Raw genomic sequence first — 26,999 nt, forward strand, 5'->3', positions numbered from 1 at the left:
ACACGGTCAGCCACTGGGCTGACCGTGTTGCCATTCACAGGGATCATGGCTGATTCAGACCCGGATCGCCGATGGCATAGATCTGGCCGCACGCCTCCTGGTCGGTGAGCAGTTGCAAACCCCGTATTGCCACATCCTGGCGCCTGACCAGGCCATGCCTCTCTTGCCCCTGGCTCAGGATGGCCTGACCCGTGGGCTCCCCATCCTGCAACCCTACGGGGCGTAAAATGGTCCACTCAAGGGTGCTGGTCTGCAGCCAGCTTTCCGCCAAGCTCTTGAGGCGTACCTCGTGTCCGAAGGCGGCGCGAGCCCGCTCGGGCAGGTATTGCCAGCTGTCGCCACAACCGAGGGAGGTGACCAGCAGCAGGCGGCTGAGCCCGGCGCACTCCATCTCGTCGATCACATGGCGGTTGCCCTGATAATCCACCGGTGCACTCTGGCGAAAGCTGCCGAGGGTGGAGACTACCCGGGCATCCCTGCCCGCCAAGCGGCAAGCCTGGGCCACGGCCAGGGGGTCCAGGGCATCCCCGATGACGACCTCGACTCCCAGGGTATGCAGCTCGCTGGCCATGTCGGCATGGCGCACCAGGGCAACAACCCTGTGGCCCAGTTGCAGTGCGTGGTCGGTGAAGGCGCGGCCCAGTCCGCGACTGGCACCGAAGATGAGTGTGGTTGGCATGACAGGCCCTCTCGAACAAAAGAGCAAGCCTAGAGCCTGGATGGCTCTCTGTAAATGAGAGTGGTTTTTATTTGTGAGGTGCAGGGGATATGAAGGGCCGGACATCAGGGACGCCGGCCCGACGGGATCAACCGTTGTAATGGCCGATGCTGGGACGGCGGCTGGGTCCGCTCAGGTGGATGTCCACCGGATTGAACGCCTTGATCGCCTCATAGCTGAAATCACCGATGGCCTGATGCAGGCTCTGGGGGCTGTGGTTGGTGATGATGATGACGCTTTTGGACAGGTTGCGACGACGGCGCAGCAGGTGGCCGAGGAAGCTGGACTGACTCTCGGCCATCTTGGCACGGTTGGCCGCCACCTCGTCGATGATCAGCAGGTCCACCTCTTCCAGGGCGCGGCGGTACTGGTTGCGCTCCTCCTGATCCTGGATGACGTTGAAGAAGAGCCTGTCCACGATGGAGGCCCACTGCTGGAAGATCACCGACTTCTGGTGGCGCGCGATCAACTCGTGGGCCACGGCGCCCGCCAGGGTGGATTTGCCGGTGCCGTAATCGCCGTAGATCAGCATGCAGCCCCCGCCGCTCTTCTCCCAGTGCTCGAAACCGCTGATGAAGTAGCGGGCTGTCTCGATGGGGTATTGCAGGGCCGGGTCACCGGAATCCATCTTGTCGAAGATCCAGTCCGGATTGAGGTCGGCCTGGGCGATCAGCTTCTGGATCCGCTCCTGGCGGGCGGCCTTCTGCAATTCGCGTACTTCGGCATTGGCCTTGGCGTCGTACTCCTTGCGCAGGGTCTCGTAGTCGTACTGGCTGCCGCCGGTTGCGGCCCGCAGTCGGAGAATACGTTCCTGCAGGCTGCTGACGTGACGCTTGAGCTCGGGATCATGAGCCCGTTGCTCCTGTCTGGCCTTGGCGATTTTCTGGCGTTTGGCCTCGATCTCTTCCAGTGCCTGGCGCATCGGGTCGTGCGGATCTGTCATGGAATTCTCCTTCTGCTAGGGCTGTGGCTGGATGGGCGTGCACTTCGTGGCCGCCTGGTATCAATCATTCTCCGGCTCCTGAGCTTGTGCCAGCCGTTTGGCCTCATCGATCATCTCTTGCGCCCGGCGGCTCGGGCCAGCCTCTACCGGGGCTGGCGCGACCTGCTGGTACCCGGTGACCACGGTCGCCGGACGGCGGGCGTAGCGCCGACTCTTGAGGGCCCGAATAAATTTCAACATCCACTGGTGCTGGGAGTCGAACACCTCGGGGCGGCCGAGCCAATAGGCGATGAACTCCCCGAGATCCTCTTCGCTGTAGCTGGCATCGATCACCCCGCACAGGCGTGCGAGAGCAGGCAGTTCTTCGTCCGGACGCCACTGCAGGTGCATCTGGAACGGGCGTGCCGGCAGAGGGCTGCGCACCCGCTGGCTCAGCAACGGCAACTGGAAAGGGCACTGGTGGTAGTGCTCACTGTCAGCCTGGGCCTCGACCTGAAGCAGTTCGGCCTCCATCAGCTCGTCGAGCAGTTCGGTCAGCTGGCGAGCGTTGACCTGATAGCTGAAACCACCGGAATTGCCCGGATCGACGACAGCCAGTGCCCGGCCAAGCTCGGGATAGTTGAGTCGGGCCAGCCGATTTTCCAGCACCAAGCGGCGCAGTTGCAGGGTATAGAGGCTGCGGGCCGGATGGGAGAGTCTGGGATGGGCGAGGGCGCTGTATTCGGCTGGCGTCATGGTCTGCTTCACGATCTGGAGTGGAGGGCATTATCCCTCATGGCGGTGCCTCATACAATTCATGGTGCCGACCTGCGAGAGAACGGCTGCCGGGCGACGGTTGCCGATCATCTCTGCGCAAGGGGGCGAGCAAAATAGTCGGACCATTTCAAACGCTTGGCAGATACCAAGGCCAACCTGGCTCGCTGCTCGACAATATTGTGTGGCGGTATCCAGCGCCCATGATCTAGTCTTAATGCTCAAATAACCATTTGACTAATAAGAGCTTTGTCAAGATGTCAAAAGCCGGACTACGGATCTTGGTGGTAGAAGACGAAGCGGTTTTTCGCCACTCACTGGTATCTTATCTCGAGCACGACGGGGCCTGCGTCTTTCAGGCAGAAGACGGGATTGAGGGGCTCTCTGCCGCAGCGCTCTATCACCCCGATGTGGTGTTGTGTGATCTGAACATGCCGAACATGGATGGCCATGAGGTGATTGCCTGCCTCACCGCCCGCTATCCACAGGTGCCCGTCATCGTCATCTCCGGTCAGGATCAGATGGCTGCGATCGAGCGTGCGCTGCGGGCGGGGGCCAGGGACTTCTTCATCAAACCGGTGAATGACTATGAGCAGATCCGCCGCAGCATCGAGCAATGCCTGACAAACCTCGGGCATCAGAGCCAGCAACTGGAGCTGATGGAGCACATCGACTTCTTCCGTGGCCACGATCTGGCGAGCAGCCGGCTGCTCGCCTGGTTGGCCCCCCCTGGCATGCAGGAGTGGGGGCCCTGGCAGGTCACCTTTGCCGGCATGGGCAATCTCTTCATCCCGGATACCTTCAAACTGGACGACAAGCTGCTGGTACTGGTGATGGAATTGCCCATCCTCGGTGTGGATGCGGCCTTCTGTGGTGCCTTGGTGCGATCCCTGATGAACGGCCCCTATCGCCAATACCAGCAACAAGAGAGCCTGCTGTTGACCCAGCCACACCGATTGCTGGATTACCTCAATCTGCAACTGCTGGAGTCGGGCCTGCGTCACTCCTTTGCCATGGCGGCCCTGCTGTTCGATCAGGAGGATGGGCTGCTTTTTGCAAATGCCGGGCTCACCTCACCTCACTGGTTGATGCGTGCAGGGGGGTTGCCGCTCGGCTTGATGCGCAGCAGTCGCTACACGTTGCACAGGCGAAGCTGGCACGAGCCCTTTGATCTGCAGTTTCGCAGTGACAGCGGCAGCGCCCTGACGATGCAGGTTCGTCACCACTGACGCCGTGAAGTGAACACATGCAAACAGGGCGCCCATGGGCGCCCTGTTTGGTCTCTGCTGTCCTGACCGGTCAAACGGTCGCAGACTGCAGTTTCTGCTCTTGTTCTTCGGGCTCTTTGGCCGGGCCTTCGGCACCGTGCATCCAGTAGACCAGGCGGTTGGCCATGGTCAGCAGGATGAGGGCGCTGATCACGGCGGCCAGTGCGATGCCACCGAAGATGGCCATGGCACCGGATTCGCCGACGAAGGATCCGATGAAGCCGGCGGCATAGTTGGCCAGGGCCACGAAACCGAACCAGGCACCCATCATCAGGGAGGCCAGGCGCAGCGGAGCCAGCTTGGTCACCATGGAGAGACCGATGGGGGAGAGGCAGAGCTCACCCAGGGTATGGAACAGGTAGGCACCGACCAACCAGAACATGGAGGTCTTGACAGCCTGATCACCACCTTGCTCCAGCACGGCACCGATCATGAACAGGAAGCCGACGGCCAGGAACAGCAGGCCCATGGCGAATTTCACCGGGGAGTTCGGCTCTTTCTTGCCGAGCTTGATCCAGATGGCGGCCACGACAGGGGCCAGGGTGATGATGAAGAAGGGGTTCAGGGACTGGAACCAGGCGGTCGGCACTTCGAAGCTGCCGATCATGCGGTCGGTATACTCCTGGGCATACAGGTTCATCAGACCACCGGCCTGCTCGAAGCCGGCCCAGAAGATGATGGTGAACAGGCCCAGTACCAGGATCACCTTGATGCGATCCACTTCCTGTTTGGTCAGGGGCGCTTTTTGCTCCTTGGAGCGCTGCAGGGCGGCACGCTGGGCGGCGGGCACACGGCCGATGTCGCCAAGGAAACGCTGGGCCATGGTGGCCTGCACGACCAGGGAGAGCAGCATGCCGATACCGGCGCTGACGAAGGCGGCTTGCCAGCCATAGGCGGTGGCGGCGGCGCCGCAGATCACGCCGGCCAGGAGGGAGCCCAGGTTGATGCCCATGTAGAAGATGGTGAAGGCGCCGTCACGACGGTGATCCCCTTCTTTATACAGGTCGCCCACCATGGTGGAGATGTTCGGTTTGAACAGGCCGTTGCCCACGATCAGCAAGCCAAGGCCGACATAGAAGACGGTGTTGACCATGTCAGGGAACATGGCGTGAGGCAGTGCCAGGGTAAACTGGCCGGCGGCCATCAGCACGGCACCGAACAGGATGGCACGGCGCTGGCCCAGGAAGGTATCAGCGAGCCAGCCGCCGATGATGGGGGTGATGTAGACCAGACCGGTATAGATGCCGTACAGCTTGAGGGCGTCGGCCTGGGTCCAGCCCATGCCACCGTTGGCGGTCAGGTCGGTCAGATAGAGGACGAGCACGGCACGCATGCCGTAATAGGAGAATCTCTCCCACAGTTCGGTACTAAAGAGCAAAAAAAGCCCTTTAGGGTGACCTAAAAAGGTCCCTTTGGACGGGTTATTCATTGGAACTTCCACCTGTGTCTTATATTTTTTTAGAAATTTTATGCAAGGGCTAGGAACAAGCCTTAATCCTTATAGAACAAGCGACTTTAAATTACAATATTATGATTTAGCGATATTTTATCTATCAATGGTTGAATATTTGCTTATAAAATGAAAAAGGGCATCGAATGATGCCCAGTTTTTTATTCTGCTTATCTTGTAAATATTTAGAGATTACAGCTCTTTGGCAAACTGCTTCAGCCAGCTGGTGAATTCTTTGCTGAGTTCCCGATGGCGCACGGCGTATTCCACATTGGCCTTCATATAACCGAGCTTGCTGCCGCAATCGTGGCTGCGTCCCTTCATGAAGTAGGCATTGACCTGCTCCTTTTCCATCAGCATGGCGATGGCATCGGTCAGCTGGATCTCGTCGCCGGCACCGGCCGGGGTTTTTTCCAGCAAGGGCCAGATATTGGCGGAGAGCACATAGCGACCGACCACGGCCAGGTTGGACGGGGCTTCATCCCGGGGGGGTTTCTCGACGATGGCCTGCATCGGCAGGGACATGCCTTCGCTCAGGGCCTCCCCCTTGATGTCGGCGATGCCGTATTTGTCCACTTCGCTCTCGGGGACGGCTTCCACCATGATCTGGCTGATCTGCTCCTCTTCGAACAGATGCACCATTTCCGCCAGGTTGTCCTGCTTCAGATCGCTGGCCACCTCGTCGATGAGCACATCCGGCAGCAGAACGGCGAAGGGTTGATCCCCGATGAGGGGGCGGGCACACAGTACTGCATGACCCAGGCCTTTTGCTTCCCCTTGACGCACGTGCATGATGGTCACGTCTTTGGGACAGATGTGCTGAACCTCTTCCAGCAGTTGGCGCTTGACCCGCTTCTCCAGGGTCGCCTCCAGCTCGAAGCTCTTGTCGAAGTGGTTTTCGATGGAGTTTTTGCTTGAATGGGTCACCAGGACTATCTCCTTGATGCCGGCGGCGATGGCTTCGCGCACCACATACTGGATCAGCGGCTTGTCGACCACGGGCAGCATCTCCTTGGGGATGGCCTTGGTGGCGGGCAGCATGCGGGTACCCAGACCGGCAACGGGGAGAACGGCCTTGCGAACAACGAGCGGTGTCTTTTTCATGGAGTGAGTCCGAAGATACAAAGTGGGCTCATGATACCCGAAGAAAAATAGGGCAGCCACAGGCTGCCCTTGGGATGACAGGGATTCAAACCGGTTACTTGACGATAATCATGTCCCGGTTTGCTTCCAGCGTGGCAGGTCCGATGCCACTGACGTCCGCCAGTTGATCGACGGAGGTGAACTTGCCCTGCTTCTCCCTGTGGTCGATGATGGCCTGTGCCTTCTTCTCGCCAATGCCCTTCAGGGCGGTGAGCTCGCTGGCACTGGCGGTATTGAGATTGATCTTGCCGCTCTCCTTGACTTGGGTGGTGGCCACAGGCTTGGTCGCCGCCTTGTCGGCGGCCAGCAGAGGTTGGCTCAACAGGGGGAGGCAGCCCAGCAGCAGTGCGGCGATCAGGGTCTTCTTGTTCATATCGTCATGTCCTTATGTGGCGTTAGTATCACATTTATCATTAGCTGTGTTGCGCCACTTTTTGTCTGTCAGTTTTGACACTGTATAAGTCAGTGCAAACGGCTATAAGCCGAAGATACTCACTCGGTTACACTGACCAACCCTTTGAGCGAGAACTCTTTTCCATGTATCTACCCGCCATTTCCAAACTGGAGCCCATCGCCCGCGCCGCCGGTGAGGCCATCATGTCCATCTATAGACAGCCCTTTGCGGTGGAGTACAAGCAGGACGAGAGCCCGCTGACGGCGGCGGACAAGGGGGCCCACGAGGTGATCGTTCAGGCGCTGGCACGTCTCACTCCCGACATCCCGGTGTTGTCGGAAGAGTCCTCCCCGGAGGTGATGGCTGCGCGACTCGGCTGGTCCCGCTACTGGCTGGTGGATCCTTTGGATGGCACCAAGGAGTTTGTCTCCCGCAACGGCGAGTTCACGGTGAATATCGCCCTGATTGAACAGGGGACCCCGCGCTGGGGGCTGGTCTATGCCCCGGTACTGGACAAGCTCTGGTATGGGGGCAAGGGGATTGGCGCCTGGCGTGTGGCCGATGGCAGGCACGAGACCATCCAGACCCGTCCTCATGACGCAGGGCAAGTGTGGCGCGTGGTGGGCAGTCGCAATCACCTGTCGCAGGAAACCCTCGAGTATCTGGCCCGTTTTGGCGAACTGGAGCGGGGCGAGATCGAGCTGGTTTCCATGGGCAGCTCTCTCAAGTTTTGCATCATTGCCGAGGGGGAGGCCGAGCTTTACCCGCGGCTCGCTCCGACCTGCGAGTGGGATACGGGGGCAGCTCAGGCGGTACTGGAAGGGGCGGGGGGCAGCGTCACCCAGCTCGATGGTTCGCCGCTTTGCTACAACAAGCCTGATATCCTCAATCCCTGGTTTGTGGCCAGGGCATGAGTCATCATCGGATACGAAAAGGCCGGACAGTGTCCGGCCTTTTTCTTGTCAGCCTCGATGGGCTCAGAAGACTTTCTTGAACGGTTTGATGGTCACCCTGGCGTAGACCCCCGCCGCGACATAGGGGTCCGCATCGGCCCAGGCCTGGGCGTCGGCCTGGCTGGCAAAGTCGGCGATGACGGTGCTGCCAGTGAAGCCCGCATCGGCCGGATCCTCGGCATCGATGGCCGGGTTCGGGCCGGCCGTCAGCAGGCGGCCCTCATCCTGCAAGGCTTGCAGGCGGGCCAGGTGGGCAGGGCGTGCCAGCTTGCGCTGGGGCAGGCTGCCCGCGACATCTTCGGAGTAGATCAGATACCACATGGAACAATCCCTTTCTGGTTGCGGTTATTTTTTCTGTTCTGCGTTCTGCTCGGCCGGCATGTGGCGATAGAGATAGACGCCGCTGAGCAGGGTGAAGACCAGGGTCATGCCCAGCAGGCCGAACACCTTGAAGTTGACCCACATCTCCTGGGAGAGGTTGAAGGCCACGTAGAGGTTGAGCAGACCGCACAGGGTGAAGAAGCCGACCCAGCCGAGATTGACGTTGTCCCAGACCCGGTCGGGGGCTTGGAGCTCCTTGGCCAGCATCTGCTTGATGAGGTTCTTGCCAAAGCCATAGCGGCCGATGAGCAGGGCGAGGGCAAAGAGCATGTTGATGACGGTCACCTTCCACTTGATGAAGGCATCGTCGTGGAAGAAGACGGTGAGGCCGCCGAAGAAACCGACCAGCACGAAGGTGAACAACTGCATCTTCTCGACCCGGCGATAGCGAAGCCAGCTGTACAGGAGTTGCAGGCCAGTGACGACCACCAGGGCGCCAGTGGCGGTGTAGATGTCGTAAAACTTGTAGACCGCGAAGAAGACGATCAGGGGGATGAACTCGATAAACTGCTTCATGCTGGACTCTAACCTCAAAATTTCACTCAGTTTACCTGCCCGTCAGACAACGGCAAATGAATAAGACCGTCCATTCTGCAGGCAGTTCTTTCCCGAGGCGGCGGGTTACTCGAACAGCTGGCTGGCAATCTGGTTGCCAAGGCGCACCTGATCGTCCAGCAATGCGCGTATGTCTGCTTCCTCGATGAGGGGGTTGAGCAGGACGGCGCGCAGCAGCGTGAGCGGTTGCTCGCCATAGCGGGAGACTGCGCGCTGGGTGCGTGAGACGAAGCTGTGCCCTTCGGCGCGCTGGGCTTTTTGCAGGGCGATGTTGAAGAGATTGATCTGTTCGTTGGCCGCCACATCGGGCTCCTGACCTTGCAGGTGGGGCGGAATGCACCGGTAGGAGAGCAGGTTCATGACAGGTGCCGACATCAGCTCGAAGGCGGGGCTGGCGTCGATGAGCGCGGCCATTCGCCGCGCCCTGTCGTAGTTGGCGTCGATGAGTTGGGCATAACCCTGCTGTCCCAGCATCTGGAAGGCGGCATCCAGATAGAGCGCGTTGGCGGGACGGGTCCCCTCCAGAGTGAAGCGCCCCTGATCGAAGGAGGTGGCGCGGATGGCGTAGGGAGCCTCGCGCTTCACCGTCATCATCAGGTCCGGTTGGCGGCAGAGCAGCATGCCGGTACCGAGCGGGACCAGCAACTGCTTGTGACCGTCAAGGGTGACGGTATCGGCGTGCTCTATCCCCGTAAGCAATCCCTGATAGCGGGGCGAGAAGAGGGTCGGACCACCCCAGGCCGCGTCCACGTGGAAGTGGATTTGCTCGTGCCGGGCGATGGCGGCCAGTTCCGGCAGCGGGTCGACGGAGCCAAAATCCGTGCTGCCGGCCACGCCGACCAGCGCCAGCACCTTGAGCTTCTGCTCCCTGCATTGTTGAAGGGCCTGTTCCAGCGCCGCCAGACTGAGCCGGTTGTGCTCGTCGGTGTCGAGACGCCAGACGCTGCGACCCCCGAGTCCCAGCAGATCCATCCCCTTGTCGAAGGAGTAGTGCATCAGCCGCGAGCCCAGAATGACGGCGCCGCGATAGCCCTGCTCGGCGAGGGCGAACAGGTTGTCGCCACAGGCTCGGTTGCGGGCCAGCCAGAGGGCGGTGACGTTGGCGATGGTACCGCCACTGGTCATGACGCCGAGGGCTGCATCCTTGGCATGCATCTGTGCTGCATAGAAGGCGTCGTCCTGGCGGTAGACTAGGCGGTGCAGCTTGGCCAGCACTTCCCGCTCCAGAAAGCTCAGCAAACGGGAGGACTCCATCTTCATCGGGTTCTGGTTGAGCATCACCAAGAGCCGGGAGAGCTCGGCGGTGAAGGCCGGCAGCGGTGCCGTCATGTGTCCCATGTAGCGGGGAGAGGTGAGGTGCGATGCCCCGGGTACCAGGGTGGCGAGCCGTGCCAGATAGTCCCGGGGAGAGATGCCGATGGCGGGCATGCACGACTGATCGAGCTGGTGGGTGAAGCTGCCCCGCTGATAGGGGGCCTGACTGTCGTCGGAATGATGGAAATGCTCCAGCAGGGCCGTCATGGCCTTGCCGAAATCAGGATCCGGTTGTGTAAACAGTTCAGTGAGCTTCATCGGGTTCTCCAGACCAGATTGTCGGGCAGACGCGGCCATCCGCATGGGCGGCGTCGGCGGCAGAGCATACACCAAAGGGGCGGGGGGCACAGCCATCTCTGGCCCTCCCTCTCCTCGCCCTTTATTTTCAGCTAACGCTTGTAGCCTGAAACGTCGACCGCTAGAGTGGGCCGGTAATGGGTTGGAGGTAATGATGGATGTGACGGGGTACTCCCCATGGGAAGAGTGGGCGAATCGCCTCAGCCATGGGCTGGGGCTGCTGCTGGGCGGACTGGGACTGGTCTTGCTGCTGCACAAGGGGTGGGATCAGGGGCCTAGGGTACTGCTGAGCTACGGCGTCTACGGTGCCAGCCTGGTATTGCTCTATCTCGCCTCGACGCTCTACCACAGCGTGAGCTCGGTGACGGCCAGACGCTGGAGCAAGCTGTTCGATCACTGCGCCATCTATCTGCTGATCGCCGGCACTTATACCCCCTTCCTGCTGGTGGCGCTCGATACGCCGCTGGCGCAAGGACTGATGGTGGTGATCTGGGGGCTGGCCCTGGCGGGGGTCGTGTTCAAGCTGATCTTCATCAATCGCTTCAAGAAGGTGTCGCTATTTACCTATTTGATGCTGGGCTGGCTGTCGCTGGTGGTCATCTACCAGCTCTATCTGCATCTGGATGGTACCGGGCTCCTGCTGCTGGGGCTGGGTGGTCTCATCTACAGCCTGGGAGTGATCTTCTATGTGGCCAAGCGCATTCCCTACAACCACGCCATCTGGCACCTGTTTGTGCTGGGTGGCAGTCTGTGCCACTTCATGGCCATTTATGGCTACATCTGATGGCTAACCCTTAATTGGTATTTTTGTGCTCATGAAAGCCTGAATTCGTGCGGCACCCCACAGTTGCCCCCTTCGTTTGCTGACAAGCTAGTGCCAGTTCAGTTTGGAAAGGATGCAAACGATGAGTGAGATCGCGCTTTCCATCAGCATGCTGTCGCTGGTGGCAGTGCTGGGGCTCTGGCTGGGAAACTGGCGGGTCTATGGCGTGGGTTTGGGTATCGGCGGGGTGCTGTTCGGCGGCATCATAGTGGGCCACTTCGCCGGATTGTCCGGCTTGAAGCTGGATGAGCAAACACTTCATTTTATTCAGGAATTCGGCCTGATCCTGTTCGTCTACACCATAGGCATCCAGGTCGGTCCCGGCTTTTTCTCCTCCTTGCGCAGTTCGGGCCTCAAGCTCAATGGCTTCGCGGCCCTGCTGGTTCTGCTCGGCTGCCTGGTGGCGGCAGCGTTGCACCAGCTGTTCGATGTACCGCTGCCGGTGATCCTCGGAGTCTTTTCCGGGGCCGTGACCAATACCCCGTCCCTGGGGGCTGGCCAGCAGATCCTGGCGGAGCTCGGGGCGGATCCTGGATCCACCGGCCTGATGGGGATGGGCTATGCGGTGGCCTACCCGTTCGGGATCTGCGGCATCCTGCTCACCATGTGGCTCATCAGGATGTTCTTCCACATCAAGATCGAGGAGGAAGCGGTCGCTTTCGAGCAGCAGGCAGGCAAGACCAAGGAGAGTCTGCAAACCATCAACATTGCCGTGCGCAATCCCAATATGCATGGCCTGATGCTCCGCGAGATCCCGAGTCTGGACGAGGCGGACGTCATCTGTTCCCGCCTCAAGCGTGGCGACGAGCTGATGGTGCCAAAGCCCGACTCGCGCATCGAACTTGGCGACCTGCTGCACCTGGTGGGGGAGCGCCATGCCCTGCACAAGGTGCTGCTGGTGCTTGGAGAGGAGGTAGACACCTCCCTCTCCACCCGCGGGACCGATCTGCGGGTCGAGCGGGTGGTGGTCACCAATGAGCAGGTGCTCGGCAAGCGGATCCGCGATCTCGACATCAAGCAGAAATACGATGTGGTCATCTCGCGCCTGAATCGGGCCGGCATCGAGCTGGTGCCGACCAGTCAGACCAGTCTGCAGTTCGGTGACATCCTGAACCTGGTGGGGCGGCTCGATGCCATCGAGGCGGTCACCAGCGTGGTGGGCAACGTGCAGCAGAAACTGCAACAGGTGCAGATGCTGCCCGTCTTCATCGGTATCGGGTTGGGGGTATTGCTCGGATCCATTCCCTTCTACCTGCCGGGATTCCCGGCGGCGCTCAAGCTGGGGCTGGCAGGGGGACCGCTGGTGGTGGCGCTCATCCTGTCTCGTATCGGCAGCATCGGCAAGCTCTACTGGTTCATGCCGCCGAGCGCCAACCTGGCGCTGCGGGAAATAGGCATCGTGCTCTTCCTGGCGGTGGTGGGGTTCAAGTCCGGGGCCGGCTTCATCGACACCCTGATCAACGGCGACGGTCCCGCATGGATGATGTACGGTGTGGCAATCACCCTCATCCCGCTGCTGCTGGTGGGTGTGCTGGCACGCCATTATGGCAAGCTCAATTACCTCACGCTGTGCGGGCTGCTGGCCGGCTCGATGACGGATCCTCCCGCTCTGGCATTTGCCAACGGCATGCACCCCACCAGTGGTGCCAGCGCACTCTCTTACGCGACCGTCTACCCCCTGGTGATGTTCCTGCGGATCATCTCGCCCCAACTGCTGGCCATCCTGCTCTGGGCCGGTGTCTGACACCTCACGAGACGGGAGCCGATGAGGCTCCCGTCATCGTTTTGTCACAATTGATGCTATTGATTTAATTAATTTTATTCATCTTCGGCGTCCCTTCGTTTTCACCCCGAAACCCGGCTTCATTTCGGTCTGTTCATTCGATTTTTCTCACTGGTTTATGGCCTGATAAACGGGCACATTGGGGGCTGGAGCAATATGCCCTTCGATATTTCAGGAGAAACCATGAGCAATCAGCGCATCGTATTGGATCAGGATGTCGTCGTTACCCACTTGCAAGGCAAAATGTATCTGGTCGCCGCCGACGGGAGCCAGAGACTCGTTGCAGAAGGCGATGTACTGCCCAAGGATGCGGTATTGCTTGCGCCCGAAGGGGCCAGCTTCCAGGGAGGGGAGACCACGTTCACCCTGGGTTCCGGCGAGCGCCCCGAACAGGGTGACGCCGTGCTGGCGAACGCGGGGACACCCGATGACATCGCCGCCTTGCAGCAAGCGATTCTGGACGGAACCGACCCCACCAAGGCATTCGAAGCGTCGGCGGCGGGTGGAGCCCCGGCCGCAGGCAATGCGGGGGGCGTGGCTGGTGCCAGCGGCAACGGCGGTTTCGTCACCATCGATCGTACCGGTGATGCAACCATCTCCAGCGCAGGCTTTGACAGCGCGAACCCGGCTGGCGCGGCGCCGCTGGTGGATGCGCAAAGCAGCGAAGATGAGCTTGTCGACCTCACCGCTCCCGTCATCACCGTCTCTGCCCCCGACAACACCAACGATCGGACGCCGACCCTGACCGGTACCACGGATGCCCCCGCTGGCAGCACGGTGACTCTGGTGGTGACCGATGCCAACGGCAATCAGCAGACCCTGACCGCGACGGTACAACCGGATGGCAGCTTCAGCGTGGATGTCACCACACCGCTGGCCGAAGGGGGCTATCAGGTGACGGCTTCCGTGACCGATCCGGCCGGCAATACCGGCACCGCGACCGATGATGGCAGCGTGGACACTACGGCTCCGATCGTGACGGTGAATGCACCGGACAATACCAATGACAACACTCCGACCATCACGGGTACCACGGACGCCGCCCCCGGCAGCACGGTGACCCTGATGGTGACCGATGCCAACGGCAATCAGCAGACCCTGACCGCCACGGTACAACCGGATGGCAGTTACAGCGCGGATGTCGTGACGCCGTTGCCGGATGGGGGCTATGACGTGACTGCCAGCGTGACTGATCCTGCTGGCAACAGAGGCACGTCGAGCGACGATGGTAGCGTGGACACCACGGCGAACATCACGGTGAGCCTGGATGACGTGAACGCGGCCAATGTGGCCAACACGCCCATCAGCGGTACCTCCGATGTTGGCCCGGGTCGTACCGTGACCCTGGTGATCAGCGATGCCACCGGTAAGAGCGCGACAGTCACCGCCGTCACCGATGCCGATGGCAACTACCAGACCAGCGCCGATCTGAGCGGGCTGGCGGATGGCAACCTGACCGTGGTGGCCAGCGTTACCGACGCGGCGGGCAACCCGGCCAGCGCCACCGACGACACTACCTTGCTCGACACCACTCCACCGGATGCCAGCATCACCCTGGATGGCAACATCACCCCTGACGATGTGATCAACGCGGCCGAGTCCAAGCAGGACATCGCCGTGACCGGTCGCGTGGGTGGCGACGTGAAAGAGGGCGACACCGTCACCCTGACCGTCAATGGCAAGGCCTTCACCGGTCTGGTCTTGGCCGACAAGACTTTCAGCATCAATGTGCCGGGTAGCGAGCTGGTGGCCGATGGGGACAAGGTGATCGACGCCAAGGTGACCACCACCGACGCGGCGGGCAACAGCACCACGGCGGCCGATACCGAGGGTTACAGCGTCGACACCCAGGCCCCGAGCGTGGTGGTCCACATCACCGACGACCAGCTGACCGTGGGCGAGACCAGCGACGTGACCTTCACCTTCAGCGAGAAGGTGACCGGGTTCGAGCTGGATGATCTGACCGTGGTGGGCGGCACTGTTACCGACCTCAAGACCACTGACGGCGGCAAGACCTGGACCGGTACCTTCACCCCGACCCCGGGCTTTGAAGGTACGGCATCAGTCACCGTCAAGCCTGGCAGCTACACCGATCTCAACGACAACGTGGGCACTGGCGGCAGTGATACCGCACCGGTCGACACGGCGGCCCCGAGCGTGGTGGTCAACATCGTTGACGACAAGCTGACCGTGGGCGAAACCAGCGACGTGACCTTCACCTTCAGCGAGAAGGTGACCGGGTTCGAGCTGGGCGACCTGACGGTAGTAGGCGGCACCGTGACCGGGCTGACCACCTCCGATGGCGGCAAGACCTGGACCGGCACCTTCACGCCGACCCCGGGCTTCGAAGGCACTGCCAGCGTCACCGTGCACGAGGGCAGCTACACCGACCTGGCGGGCAACGCGGGCACCGGCGGCAGCGACACAGCCGGCGCAGATATCAAAGCACCGAGCGTGATCGTCAACATCGTTGACGACAAGCTGACCGTGGGCGAGACCAGCGACGTCACCTTCACCTTCAGCGAGAAGGTGACCGGGTTCGAGCTGGACGATCTGACGGTAGTGGGCGGCACTGTTACCGACCTCAAGACCACTGACGGCGGCAAGACCTGGACCGGCACCTTCACCCCGACCCCGGGCTTCGAAGGCACTGCCAGCGTCACCGTGAACGAGGGCAGCTACACCGATCTCAACGGCAACGCGGGCACCGGCGGCAGCGGCACAGCCGGCGCCGATATCAAAGCACCGAGCGTGATCGTCAACATCGTTGACGACAAGCTGACCGTGGGTGAGACCAGCGAGGTGACCTTCACCTTCAGCGAGAAGGTGACCGGGTTCGAGCTGGACGATCTGACGGTAGTGGGCGGCACGGTTACCGACCTCAAGACCACTGACGGCGGCAAGACCTGGACGGCGACCTTCACCCCGACCCCGGGCTTCGAAGGCACTGCCAGCGTCACCGTGAACGAGGGCAGCTACACCGACCTGGCGGGCAACGCGGGCACCGGCGGCAGCGACACAGCCGGCGCCGATATCAAAGCACCGAGCGTGATCGTCAACATCGTTGACGACAAGCTGACCGTGGGTGAGACCAGCGAGGTGACCTTCACCTTCAGCGAGAAGGTGACCGGGTTCGAGCTGGACGATCTGACGGTAGTGGGCGGCACGGTTACCGACCTCAAGACCACTGACGGCGGCAAGACCTGGACCGGCACCTTCACGCCGACCCCGGGCTTCGAAGGCACTGCCAGCGTCACCGTGAACGAGGGCAGCTACACCGACCTCAGCGGCAACGCGGGCACCGGCGGTAGCGACACAGCCGGCGCCGATATCAAAGCACCGAGCGTGATCGTCAACATCGTTGACGACAAGCTGACCGTGGGTGAGACCAGTCCGGTGACCTTCACCTTCAGCGAGAAGGTGACCGGGTTCGAGCTGGACGATCTGACGGTGGTGGGCGGCACTGTTACCGACCTCAAGACCACTGACGGCGGCAAGACCTGGACCGGCACCTTCACCCCGACCCCGGGCTTCGAAGGCACTGCCAGCGTCACCGTGAACGAGGGCAGCTACACCGATCTCAACGGCAACGCGGGCACCGGCGGTAGCGACACAGCCGGCGCCGATATCAAAGCACCGAGCGTGATCGTCAACATCGTTGACGACAAGCTGACCGTGGGTGAGACCAGTCCGGTGACCTTCACCTTCAGCGAGAAGGTGACCGGGTTCGAGCTGGGCGATCTGACCGTGGTGGGCGGCACCGTGACCGGGCTGACCACCGCCGATGGCGGCAAGACCTGGACGGCGACCTTCACCCCGACCCCGGGCTTTGAAGGCACCGCCAGCGTGACCGTGAACAGCGGCAGCTACACCGACCTGAACGGCAATGCGGGCACAGGCGGCAGCGACCGTGCCCCGGTGGACACTGCGGCCCCGAGCGTGGAAGTCAACATTGTTGACGACAAGCTGACCGTGGGTGAGTCCAGTCCGGTGACCTTCACCTTCAGCGAGAAGGTGACCGGGTTCGAGCTGGGCGATCTGACCGTGGTGGGCGGCACCGTGACCGGGCTGACCACCGCTGATGGCGGCAAGACCTGGACCGGTACCTTCACCCCGACCCCGGGCTTCGAAGGCACTGCCAGCGTCACCGTGAACGAGGGCAGCTACACCGATCTCAACGGCAACGCGGGCACCGGCGGCAGCGACACAGCCGGCGCCGATATCAAAGCACCGAGCGTGATCGTCAACATCGTTGACGACAAGCTGACCGTGGGTGAGACCAGTCCGGTGACCTTCACCTTCAGCGAGAAGGTGACCGGGTTCGAGCTGGATGATCTGACCGTGGTGGGCGGCACTGTTACCGACCTCAAGACCACTGACGGCGGCAAGACCTGGACCGGCACCTTCACCCCGACCCCGGGCTTCGAAGGCACTGCCAGCGTCACCGTGAACGAGGGCAGCTACACCGATCTCAACGGCAACGCGGGCACCGGCGGCAGCGACACAGCCGGCGCCGATATCAAAGCACCGAGCGTGATCGTCAACATCGTTGACGACAAGCTGACCGTGGGTGAGACCAGTCCGGTGACCTTCACCTTCAGCGAGAAGGTGACCGGGTTCGAGCTGGACGATCTGACGGTGGTGGGCGGCACGGTTACCGACCTCAAGACCACTGACGGCGGCAAGACCTGGACCGGCACCTTCACCCCGACCCCGGGCTTCGAAGGCACTGCCAGCGTCACCGTGAACGAGGGCAGCTACACCGATCTCAACGGCAACGCGGGCACCGGCGGTAGCGACACAGCCGGCGCCGATATCAAAGCACCGAGCGTGATCGTCAACATCGTTGACGACAAGCTGACCGTGGGTGAGACCAGTCCGGTGACCTTCACCTTCAGCGAGAAGGTGACCGGGTTCGAGCTGGGCGATCTGACCGTGGTGGGCGGCACCGTGACCGGGCTGACCACCGCCGATGGCAGCAAGACCTGGACGGCGACCTTCACCCCGACCCCGGGCTTTGAAGGCACCGCCAGCGTGACCGTGAACAGCGGCAGCTACACCGACCTGAACGGCAATGCGGGCACTGGCGGCAGCGACCGTGCCCCGGTGGACACGGCGGCCCCGAGCGTGGAAGTCAACATTGTTGACGACAAGCTGACCGTGGGTGAGTCCAGTCCGGTGACCTTCACCTTCAGCGAGAAGGTGACCGGGTTCGAGCTGGGCGATCTGACCGTGGTGGGCGGCACCGTGACCGGGCTGACCACCGCCGATGGCGGCAAGACCTGGACCGGTACCTTCACCCCGACCCCGGGCTATACCGGCGAGGCCAGCGTGACCGTGAACAGCGGCAGCTACACCGACCTCAACGGCAACGCGGGCACAGGCGGCAGCGACCGTGCCCCGGTGGACACTGCGGCCCCGAGCGTGGAAGTCAACATTGTTGACGACAAGCTGACTGTGGGTGAGACCAGTCCGGTGACCTTCACCTTCAGCGAGCAGGTCAAGGGCTTCGAAGTGGGCGACCTGACCGTGGTGGGCGGCACTGTTACCGACCTCAAGACCACTGACGGCGGCAAGACCTGGACCGGCACCTTCACCCCGACCCCGGGCTTCGAAGGCACTGCCAGCGTCACCGTGAACGAGGGCAGCTACACCGATCTCAACGGCAACGCGGGCACCGGCGGCAGCGACACAGCCGGCGCCGATATCAAAGCACCGAGCGTGATCGTCAACATCGTTGACGACAAGCTGACCGTGGGTGAGACCAGTCCGGTGACCTTCACCTTCAGCGAGAAGGTGACCGGGTTCGAGCTGGATGATCTGACCGTGGTGGGCGGCACTGTTACCGACCTCAAGACCACTGACGGCGGCAAGACCTGGACCGGCACCTTCACCCCGACCCCGGGCTTCGAAGGCACTGCCAGCGTCACCGTGAACGAGGGCAGCTACACCGATCTCAACGGCAACGCGGGCACCGGCGGTAGCGACACAGCCGGCGCCGATATCAAAGCACCGAGCGTGATCGTCAACATCGTTGACGACAAGCTGACCGTGGGTGAGACCAGTCCGGTGACCTTCACCTTCAGCGAGAAGGTGACCGGGTTCGAGCTGGACGATCTGACGGTGGTGGGCGGCACTGTTACCGACCTCAAGACCACTGACGGCGGCAAGACCTGGACCGGCACCTTCACCCCGACCCCGGGCTTCGAAGGCACTGCCAGCGTCACCGTGAACGAGGGCAGCTACACCGATCTCAACGGCAACGCGGGCACCGGCGGTAGCGACACAGCCGGCGCCGATATCAAAGCACCGAGCGTGATCGTCAACATCGTTGACGACAAGCTGACCGTGGGTGAGACCAGTCCGGTGACCTTCACCTTCAGCGAGAAGGTGACCGGGTTCGAGCTGGGCGATCTGACCGTGGTGGGCGGCACCGTGACCGGGCTGACCACCGCCGATGGCGGCAAGACCTGGACGGCGACCTTCACCCCGACCCCGGGCTTTGAAGGCACCGCCAGCGTGACCGTGAACAGCGGCAGCTACACCGACCTGAACGGCAATGCGGGCACTGGCGGCAGCGACCGTGCCCCGGTGGACACGGCGGCCCCGAGCGTGGAAGTCAACATTGTTGACGACAAGCTGACCGTGGGTGAGTCCAGTCCGGTGACCTTCACCTTCAGCGAGAAGGTGACCGGGTTCGAGCTGGGCGATCTGACTGTGGTGGGCGGCACCGTGACCGGGCTGACCACCGCTGATGGCGGCAAGACCTGGACCGGTACCTTCACCCCGACCCCGGGCTTCGAAGGCACTGCCAGCGTCACCGTGAACGAGGGCAGCTACACCGATCTCAACGGCAACGCGGGCACCGGCGGCAGCGACACAGCCGGCGCCGATATCAAAGCACCGAGCGTGATCGTCAACATCGTTGACGACAAGCTGACCGTGGGTGAGACCAGTCCGGTGACCTTCACCTTCAGCGAGAAGGTGACCGGGTTCGAGCTGGATGATCTGACCGTGGTGGGCGGCACTGTTACCGACCTCAAGACCACTGACGGCGGCAAGACCTGGACCGGCACCTTCACCCCGACCCCGGGCTTCGAAGGCACTGCCAGCGTCACCGTGAACGAGGGCAGCTACACCGATCTCAACGGCAACGCGGGCACCGGCGGCAGCGACACAGCCGGCGCCGATATCAAAGCACCGAGCGTGATCGTCAACATCGTTGACGACAAGCTGACCGTGGGTGAGACCAGTCCGGTGACCTTCACCTTCAGCGAGAAGGTGACCGGGTTCGAGCTGGACGATCTGACGGTGGTGGGCGGCACGGTTACCGACCTCAAGACCACTGACGGCGGCAAGACCTGGACCGGCACCTTCACCCCGACCCCGGGCTTCGAAGGCACTGCCAGCGTCACCGTGAACGAGGGCAGCTACACCGATCTCAACGGCAACGCGGGCACCGGCGGTAGCGACACAGCCGGCGCCGATATCAAAGCACCGAGCGTGATCGTCAACATCGTTGACGACAAGCTGACCGTGGGTGAGACCAGTCCGGTGACCTTCACCTTCAGCGAGAAGGTGACCGGGTTCGAGCTGGGCGATCTGACCGTGGTGGGCGGCACCGTGACCGGGCTGACCACCGCCGATGGCGGCAAGACCTGGACGGCGACCTTCACCCCGACCCCGGGCTTTGAAGGCACCGCCAGCGTGACCGTGAACAGCGGCAGCTACACCGACCTGAACGGCAATGCGGGCACTGGCGGCAGCGACCGTGCCCCGGTGGACACGGCGGCCCCGAGCGTGGAAGTCAACATTGTTGACGACAAGCTGACCGTGGGTGAGTCCAGTCCGGTGACCTTCACCTTCAGCGAGAAGGTGACCGGGTTCGAGCTGGGCGATCTGACCGTGGTGGGCGGCACCGTGACCGGGCTGACCACCGCCGATGGCGGCAAGACCTGGACCGGTACCTTCACCCCGACCCCGGGCTATACCGGCGAGGCCAGCGTGACCGTGAACAGCGGCAGCTACACCGACCTCAACGGCAACGCGGGCACAGGCGGCAGCGACCGTGCCCCGGTGGATACGGCGGCCCCGAGCGTGGAAGTCAACATTGTTGACGACAAGCTGACCGTGGGTGAGACCAGTCCGGTGACCTTCACCTTCAGCGAGAAGGTGACCGGGTTCGAGCTGGGCGATTTGACGGTGGTGGGCGGCACCGTGACCGGGCTGACCAGCTCCGATGGCGGCAAGACCTGGACCGGTACCTTCACCCCGACCCCGGGCTATACCGGCGAGGCCAGCGTCACCGTCAAGGACGGCAGCTACACCGATCTCAACGGCAACGTGGGCACTGGCGGCAGTGACGACACCGCGATCGACACCCTGGCCCCGAGCGTGGTGGTCAATATTGTTGACGACCAGCTGACCGTGGGCGAAACCAGTCCGGTGACCTTCACCTTCAGCGAGCAGGTGACCGGGTTCGAGCTGGGCGACCTGACCGTGGTGGGCGGCACCGTGACCGGGCTGACCAGCTCCGATGGCGGCAAGACCTGGACCGGTACCTTCACCCCGACCCCGGGCTATACCGGCGAGGCCAGCGTCATCGTCAAGGACGGCAGCTACACCGATCTCAACGGCAACGCGGGCACTGGCGGCAGTGACGACACCGCGATCGACACCCAGGAACCCAATGCGCCGACCGTGGTTATCGTGGATGATGCCAACAACGACCAGATGCTGACCAAGGCCGAGATTGGCAATGATCAGATCCAGGTTCGCGCCGGAATCAATCACGCAGACCTGGTTGCGGGCGGCAAGGTGACGCTGACCATCAACAATGGTGGGGTGAACAGCACTGTCCAGTTGACGCTCAAGGCCGATGGCACCCTGCTGGCAAGCAATGGCAAGAGCTACGGCTATCATAATGGCACCATCAGCTGGACGGAGACGACCCCGGCCAACGGCAAGTCGTTGACGGTGACGGCGACCCAGACCGACAAGGCGGGCAATGTCTCCCTGCCGGGCAGCGACAACGCGCAGATCCTGAATGAAGCGCCGGAGACGGCGAACAAGCAGGCAAACGGTCAGGAAGATGCCGCCAGCATCGCCATTCCGACCCTCAGTGGCAGCGACATCGATGGCAACGTGGTGAGTTTCACCATCAAGAGCCTGCCTGCCAACGGCATCCTCTATCTGAACGGGGTGGTTGTGACGGTGGATCAGAGCATTGCGGTGGCGGACGCCGGCAAGCTCACCTTCACTCCGAATGCGAACTGGAACGGCAACACCACCTTCAACTATGCGGCGGTAGACAACGACGGCGCCGTGGATGCGAGTCCCGCAACCGTGACCATCAAGGTGGATGCGGTCAACGATCTGCCGACGCTGACCATCTCCAATGGGGCTGCCGTCTCCGAAGAGGGTCTGGCAAACGGTATTGCCGACACGGTCGGCAACCCGGATACCACCAACGCCATCAAGGCGTCCGGTACCCTCTCGGTGGGCGACATCGACAGCAGCACGCTCAGCATCTCCCTGAACGGACCGGCCGGGCTGACGTCCGGTGGGGCCAAGGTCCAATGGAGCTGGGATGCGGGCAGCAAGACGCTGGTCGGCTACACGGGGGTGATAGGCGGCGCCGATTTCAAGGCGGTGGTCGAGGTCAAGCTGACGGCACCCAATGCCAGTGGCAAGGGAGAGTGGACCTATGACGTGACCCTCAAGGGCCCCCTCGACCACGGGGATACGACCTCGGAAGACAAGTTGTCGTTCCAGCTGGACGTGGAGGTCTCCGATGGCTGCGGTGTCACCAAGGGCAAGCTGGATGTCAGCGTCGAGGACGACTCCCCCATTGCTGGCAACAGCGATGCCGTTTCCGTGGTGAAGACCGATATTCCGAACGTGCTGACCGGGCTCTTCGACCTGACCAAGTACAGTGGCAACCAGAGCACCCTGAACATGGCGGGCTTTACCATCAGCGCCCTGGGCTTCAAGTCGGCAACCGATTCCTCACTGGTAACGGCGGATGTCAACGGCTCCAGCTCGGGGCTGGGGGTGGCCAGCGGTGCTGCGCCTTACCACAACCTCGCCAACGAGATTGACTTCCGTCACTTTGCCGACGGTTCGTCCGCCTCCGAGCAGCTGATCGTCAGGCTGGATGCGGGCAAGGTTGCCTACGGCGCCAACATCAAGTTCAGCAAGATGTTTGGCGGCGAGCTGGAGAGCGGGGTCGTGGAGTTCTATCGCGGTGGTGTGCTGATCAGCACCCTGGTATTCAACTCCAAGGCATCGGGTGGGGAGTTCAACCAGAACTTCCAGGTGCAGCAGGGTGGCTTCGATACCATGGTGATCAAGGCGACCAACAACGGCAACACCAATACCTCCGACAACAGCGACTTCACCGTACAGAGCATCGAGTTCCTCGGTGCCAACACGGCGCAGGCCATCGCCTATGGTTCCGGCACCGTGACCCCGCAGTGGGGGGCGGACGGCAAGGGCTCCATCGGGCTGGTGCTGGACCCGGCGACCTTCGAGAATGGTCTGCGGACGGCTTCCGGCTCAGCCATCGCCATCACCGCCAGCGGGGCCAATACCCTGCTCGGGAAGGATGCGGGCGGCAACCTCGTCTTCAAGCTGGAGTTCACGCCAGCCACCGGCAAGTGGGAGTTCTTCCAGTACCAGCGCATGTCCAAACCCCTGGGTGATGGTGACATCGACTTCCAGATCCGGGTGGTGGATGGTGACGGTGACGCCAGCATTGGCTCCTTCGCCACCAAGCCTCTCTTCACGCCGCTGGTTCAGGGTGTCTCCAGCGAGAGCGTGACTGAAGGGGGCAACCTGTTGCACAAGGTCACCTTGTCCGATGCGACCCAGGAAGCGACCGAATACGATTTCGCCATTCGCGGATCGGGCAACAACCCCGCCTCCAACCAGGACTGGGGCAATGCCCAGTTCAGCAACGGCTTGACCTACAACAGCACCACCGGCAAGATCACGGTACCGGCGGGCGTGACAGACTTCACGGTGACCATCCCGACGGTGAACGATCGCCTGGTCGAGACGAACGAGACCCTCTCGGTGACGATTGGTGGTCAGAGCGGGACCGGTACCATAGTGGACAACGATCGGGCGCCGACGGCGGCTGGCGGCCACAGCGCCGGTGCCGAAGATCAGCCCCAGGTCCTGACCTGGGCCCAGTTTGGTGCCAGCGACGATCAGGATGCGACCGATCTCGGGGTGAAGATCAATACCCTGCCGCTGAACGGTACCCTCGAATACCTCAATGCAGCTGGGCAGTGGGCTGCGGTGCAAACCGGAGCCCTCATCTCCTATGCCGAGGTGAACGCAGGCCATCTGCGCTTCGTGCCCGGTCTGAACGAGTCGAGCACCCATGCCGCCAACGGCAACGGCGCCGTGGTCGGCAACATGAAGGGCGACTATGCCAGCATCGGCTATCAGATAAGCGACGGTGCCAACCTCAGCAACGGCAGCAAGCTGGTGATCGACGTGGCGGCGGTGGCCGACAAGCCCACGGTCAACGTCACCCTGATGGGGAATGGCATGCCGTCTTACAGCCAGAGTTTCCCGAGCGCGGGGATCACCACGGGCCAGTTCCAGTCCGGCAACTTCGACAAGGGGGCCCTCGGGATCACCAACACTCTGACCGATAGCACTTCTAGTAAGGAAACCGTGGTGGGTGGTGATGGCAACGACTACATCGTGAGCCAGAAGGGGGGCGGAGACCACTTCGTCGGTGGCAACGGCAATGACGTGCTGGTCGGTGGCAACTCAGTGTCGGGCGATACCCTCGACGGCGGCGTTGGAAACGACATTCTGGTCGCTGGGTTGGGTGGCGATACACTCTATGGCGGTGCTGGTGATAAAGATATCGCTGTACTGTCCGGCAACCGTGCCGACTACGCCATCACGAAGGGCAGCGGATACTCGATCAATGATCGCTGGTTCAACTTCTCCGTCACGGAGAAGGGGGTCGGCATCACCAAGGCGCTGCACGACGTGGAGTATGTCCAGTTCGCCGACGGTGTCTACCAGATCAATCAGGATACGGGCGTGCTGACCCTGGTGCAGCCGGTGGTGGTCGACTACCCGCTGGAGGTGAGCGCCTCCCTGAGCGATCGGGATGGCAGCGAAGTGCTCGACAGCCTGGTACTAAGCGGGATGCCCAAAGGCTCCGAGCTCTACAAGGGCAGCCAGTTGCTGGGCACCGTCGGGGTTGATGGCAAGCTTACCCTCACCGTCAACAGCGGTCTGTGGAGTGCGAGCGCGCTGGATGTGAAGTTGAGCGGACTGACGCTGCGAGTGCCGGGCAGCAGCGCCGGTCTGGTGGATCTCAAGGTCGAGGCCATCGCCAAGGAGGTGGGTACCGATCAAACCAGTACCGCGACCGACAGTGACAGCATCCGTCTGAGCTACTTCCAGTCCACCGAAGGTGAACCTGGCGATCAGAACCGGACCTATGGCAGTGAACACAATATCGTGGTGGGGGATCTGGACGGTAGCGTGGTGCTGCCAGGCCAGAACTACAACCTTGCTTTTATGGTCGACACATCGAGCAGTATTGGTGACGATATGGCGACGATTAGAAATCAGCTGATTCAGGTGTTCGAAGATCTTCAGGCGAGCGCGGGCAAGGAGGCTGCGGGCAAGGTCAACGTCTTCCTGGTCGATTTTGATACCCAGGTCAAGCGTTCCGTCAGCGTGGATCTGAAAGATCCCAATGCTTCGGGGTTGTTGGAGGATGTTATTAGTCAGATGAATGGCTATGAGGGATATACCAACTATGAGGACCCGCTCAAGGCGACCTCGAACTGGTTCAACAGTGACATAGCCAAGAACAACACCAATGCGAAGAATCTGGCCTATTTCATCACCGATGGGGCACCCAACTCCTTCTTCTACAACGAAAATACCAATCCGGTGGTGAACACCAAGACTGTGCAAAGGCTGGATACCTTTGTCAACGTCAACAACTACGTACCGGGCAAGGCCTTCTACGCCAATATCGGGGGCGATCAGAGGGTGATAGTGGATGCCAACGGCGATGTCAGACAGTGGTCACAGAATGGAAAGAAATGGGAATATAGCATCATTGGAACCCTTAAACCCCAGGGAGACGGAAGCTTCGAAATCTCAGATGCTTACATTTCTGGGTATACCAATGACACAGCCAGAAACAACGCATTGAGCGTGCTGCCGCTGCTGGAGGCAAACAATGTAGTGCTGCAGGCCATCGGCATCGGTAGCAAGGTCTCCATCGATACCCTGAAGCAGTTCGATAGCGATCAGGTGGTGCAGTTCAACGTATCAGCCTCCGATCTGGCCAATGCCATTCTGGGAACCTCCATCAACAACAAGCCGGGCAGTGACCGGATCGATGGCGGTGCGGGCGACGACATCCTGTTTGGCGACGCGGTACGCTTCACCGGCATCAGCGGGGAAGGGTATGCGGCCATCAAGCAGTATGTGAGCGGCAAGCTGGGGGCAGGGTCGGTGACCGATGCCCAGGTGCACGCCTACATCACGGATCACGCCAGCGAGTTCGATCAGTCGTCGACCAATGACAAGGGTGACACCCTCCTCGGCGGTGATGGCAATGACATCCTGTTCGGTCAGGGGGGTGATGACTTCCTGTACGGCGGTGCCGGCAACGACACCCTGTTCGGTGGTAGCGGCAACGACACCCTCTATGGGGAGAGCGGCAACGATCGCCTCTATGGTGGCAGTGGCAACGACACCCTCTATGGCGGTACCGGCAACGACATCTTGAGCGGCGGGCTGGGCAACGACATCCTGATCGGGGGGGCCGGCAACGACATCCTCATGGGGGATGCAGGTGCCGATACCTTCACCTGGCTGAAGGGGGATACCGAGGCTGGCAAGGTGGCCAAGGACTACATCGTCGATTTCAGTAAGTCGGAAGGGGACAAGCTGGATCTGAGCGACTTGCTCGACAGCGATGGCAGCAAGAGCGAGAGCTCCCTGAAGAGCCTGCTCTCGGTGTTCCAGGACAGCGAAGGGGTGCACCTGCAGGTCAAGGAGAGCAGTGCTGCGCCGGTGACCCAGGAGATAGTGCTGATGAACCACACCTTCGACACTCTGACGGGCGGTTCAGGGACGACGGCCAACCAGGTGATCGATTTCATGTTGCAAAACAACATGTTGGATATCGACAAGTAACCCAGCCAGATGGACACAAAGCGGCAGA

General features: G+C 61.7%; 14 protein-coding genes. 5 read left to right on the forward strand and 9 right to left on the reverse strand.

The window, feature by feature from the left end:
- Positions 1-43: 43 nt before the first annotated feature.
- The 3 genes from C3F36_RS14785 to C3F36_RS14795 all read right to left on the reverse strand — a co-directional run bounded on the left by C3F36_RS14785 (position 44) and on the right by C3F36_RS14795 (position 2,396).
- Positions 44-679 (reverse strand): SDR family oxidoreductase, encoded by a 636-nt coding sequence (locus tag C3F36_RS14785; RefSeq protein WP_104455326.1) that lies wholly within the window; start codon positions 677-679, stop codon positions 44-46.
- A 127-nt stretch (positions 680-806) separates the two neighbouring features.
- On the reverse strand, positions 807-1,661 hold the full coding sequence (locus C3F36_RS14790) for a DnaA ATPase domain-containing protein (RefSeq protein WP_103243669.1): 855 nt from the start codon (positions 1,659-1,661) through the stop codon (positions 807-809).
- A gap of 60 nt (positions 1,662-1,721) precedes the next feature.
- A complete protein-coding gene (locus tag C3F36_RS14795; protein WP_052815581.1) occupies positions 1,722-2,396 on the reverse strand; it encodes a DnaT-like ssDNA-binding domain-containing protein in 675 nt (224 codons plus the stop codon).
- 275 nt (positions 2,397-2,671) lie between these two features.
- Between C3F36_RS14795 and C3F36_RS14800 the strand changes: the two genes are divergently transcribed.
- A complete protein-coding gene (locus C3F36_RS14800) occupies positions 2,672-3,643 on the forward strand; it encodes a response regulator (protein WP_029314797.1) in 972 nt (323 codons plus the stop codon).
- A gap of 70 nt (positions 3,644-3,713) precedes the next feature.
- Here C3F36_RS14800 and C3F36_RS14805 read toward each other — a convergent pair whose 3' ends face one another.
- The 3 genes from C3F36_RS14805 to C3F36_RS14815 form a co-directional block, all read right to left on the reverse strand.
- Positions 3,714-5,111: a peptide MFS transporter gene (locus tag C3F36_RS14805; protein WP_104455327.1), complete on the reverse strand. Its 1,398-nt coding sequence runs from the start codon at positions 5,109-5,111 to the stop codon at positions 3,714-3,716.
- 213 nt (positions 5,112-5,324) lie between these two features.
- A complete protein-coding gene (galU, locus tag C3F36_RS14810) occupies positions 5,325-6,236 on the reverse strand; it encodes a UTP--glucose-1-phosphate uridylyltransferase GalU (RefSeq protein WP_041212401.1) in 912 nt (303 codons plus the stop codon).
- Between the two features lie 94 nt (positions 6,237-6,330).
- Positions 6,331-6,648, reverse strand: coding sequence for a ComEA family DNA-binding protein (locus C3F36_RS14815; protein WP_043156043.1), 318 nt, complete (start codon positions 6,646-6,648; stop codon positions 6,331-6,333).
- A gap of 164 nt (positions 6,649-6,812) precedes the next feature.
- On the opposite strand from C3F36_RS14815, the gene cysQ reads away from it, so the two are divergent.
- The gene (gene cysQ / locus C3F36_RS14820) at positions 6,813-7,583 is read left to right on the forward strand and encodes a 3'(2'),5'-bisphosphate nucleotidase CysQ (RefSeq protein WP_104455328.1); all 771 of its coding nucleotides are present in this window, start codon (positions 6,813-6,815) and stop codon (positions 7,581-7,583) included.
- A gap of 63 nt (positions 7,584-7,646) precedes the next feature.
- Here the strand turns inward: cysQ and C3F36_RS14825 are convergent, their stop codons facing one another.
- From C3F36_RS14825 to C3F36_RS14835, 3 genes are all read right to left on the reverse strand, one after another.
- On the reverse strand, positions 7,647-7,943 hold the full coding sequence (locus tag C3F36_RS14825) for a YciI family protein (protein WP_010675539.1): 297 nt from the start codon (positions 7,941-7,943) through the stop codon (positions 7,647-7,649).
- Positions 7,944-7,967: 24 nt separating this feature from the next.
- A complete protein-coding gene (locus C3F36_RS14830) occupies positions 7,968-8,519 on the reverse strand; it encodes a septation protein A (protein ID WP_039041321.1) in 552 nt (183 codons plus the stop codon).
- A 105-nt stretch (positions 8,520-8,624) separates the two neighbouring features.
- On the reverse strand, positions 8,625-10,130 hold the full coding sequence (locus C3F36_RS14835) for an aminotransferase class V-fold PLP-dependent enzyme (protein WP_104455329.1): 1,506 nt from the start codon (positions 10,128-10,130) through the stop codon (positions 8,625-8,627).
- Between the two features lie 190 nt (positions 10,131-10,320).
- On the opposite strand from C3F36_RS14835, the gene trhA reads away from it, so the two are divergent.
- The 3 genes from trhA (at position 10,321) to C3F36_RS14850 (ending at position 26,971) form a co-directional block, all read left to right on the forward strand.
- Entirely contained in the window at positions 10,321-10,953 is a 633-nt protein-coding gene (trhA, locus tag C3F36_RS14840; RefSeq protein WP_104452322.1) for a PAQR family membrane homeostasis protein TrhA, read from the forward strand.
- Positions 10,954-11,074: 121 nt separating this feature from the next.
- Positions 11,075-12,736: a putative transporter gene (locus C3F36_RS14845; RefSeq protein ID WP_010675535.1), complete on the forward strand. Its 1,662-nt coding sequence runs from the start codon at positions 11,075-11,077 to the stop codon at positions 12,734-12,736.
- A gap of 222 nt (positions 12,737-12,958) precedes the next feature.
- Positions 12,959-26,971 carry a retention module-containing protein gene (locus C3F36_RS14850; protein ID WP_104455330.1) on the forward strand — a complete coding sequence of 4,671 codons (14,013 nt, stop codon included), beginning with the start codon at positions 12,959-12,961 and terminating at the stop codon, positions 26,969-26,971.
- Positions 26,972-26,999 lie beyond the last annotated feature (28 nt).

The organism is Aeromonas sp. ASNIH2 (assembly GCF_002934795.1).
Lineage (GTDB): Bacteria > Pseudomonadota > Gammaproteobacteria > Enterobacterales > Aeromonadaceae > Aeromonas > Aeromonas caviae.

Excerpts from the sequence above, each read along its gene's own strand:
- C3F36_RS14850 (WP_104455330.1), top strand. The coding sequence starts at position 12,959 with ATGAGCAATCAGCGCATCGTATTGGATCAGGATGTCGTCGTTACCCAC.
- C3F36_RS14815 (WP_043156043.1), bottom strand. The coding sequence starts at position 6,648 with ATGAACAAGAAGACCCTGATCGCCGCACTGCTGCTGGGCTGCCTCCCC.
- C3F36_RS14845 (WP_010675535.1), top strand. The coding sequence starts at position 11,075 with ATGAGTGAGATCGCGCTTTCCATCAGCATGCTGTCGCTGGTGGCAGTG.
- C3F36_RS14795 (WP_052815581.1), bottom strand. The coding sequence starts at position 2,396 with ATGACGCCAGCCGAATACAGCGCCCTCGCCCATCCCAGACTCTCCCAT.
- C3F36_RS14835 (WP_104455329.1), bottom strand. The coding sequence starts at position 10,130 with ATGAAGCTCACTGAACTGTTTACACAACCGGATCCTGATTTCGGCAAG.
- C3F36_RS14800 (WP_029314797.1), top strand. The coding sequence starts at position 2,672 with ATGTCAAAAGCCGGACTACGGATCTTGGTGGTAGAAGACGAAGCGGTT.
- C3F36_RS14830 (WP_039041321.1), bottom strand. The coding sequence starts at position 8,519 with ATGAAGCAGTTTATCGAGTTCATCCCCCTGATCGTCTTCTTCGCGGTC.
- C3F36_RS14790 (WP_103243669.1), bottom strand. The coding sequence starts at position 1,661 with ATGACAGATCCGCACGACCCGATGCGCCAGGCACTGGAAGAGATCGAG.
- cysQ (WP_104455328.1), top strand. The coding sequence starts at position 6,813 with ATGTATCTACCCGCCATTTCCAAACTGGAGCCCATCGCCCGCGCCGCC.
- galU (WP_041212401.1), bottom strand. The coding sequence starts at position 6,236 with ATGAAAAAGACACCGCTCGTTGTTCGCAAGGCCGTTCTCCCCGTTGCC.
- C3F36_RS14805 (WP_104455327.1), bottom strand. The coding sequence starts at position 5,111 with ATGAATAACCCGTCCAAAGGGACCTTTTTAGGTCACCCTAAAGGGCTT.
- C3F36_RS14825 (WP_010675539.1), bottom strand. The coding sequence starts at position 7,943 with ATGTGGTATCTGATCTACTCCGAAGATGTCGCGGGCAGCCTGCCCCAG.
- trhA (WP_104452322.1), top strand. The coding sequence starts at position 10,321 with ATGATGGATGTGACGGGGTACTCCCCATGGGAAGAGTGGGCGAATCGC.
- C3F36_RS14785 (WP_104455326.1), bottom strand. The coding sequence starts at position 679 with ATGCCAACCACACTCATCTTCGGTGCCAGTCGCGGACTGGGCCGCGCC.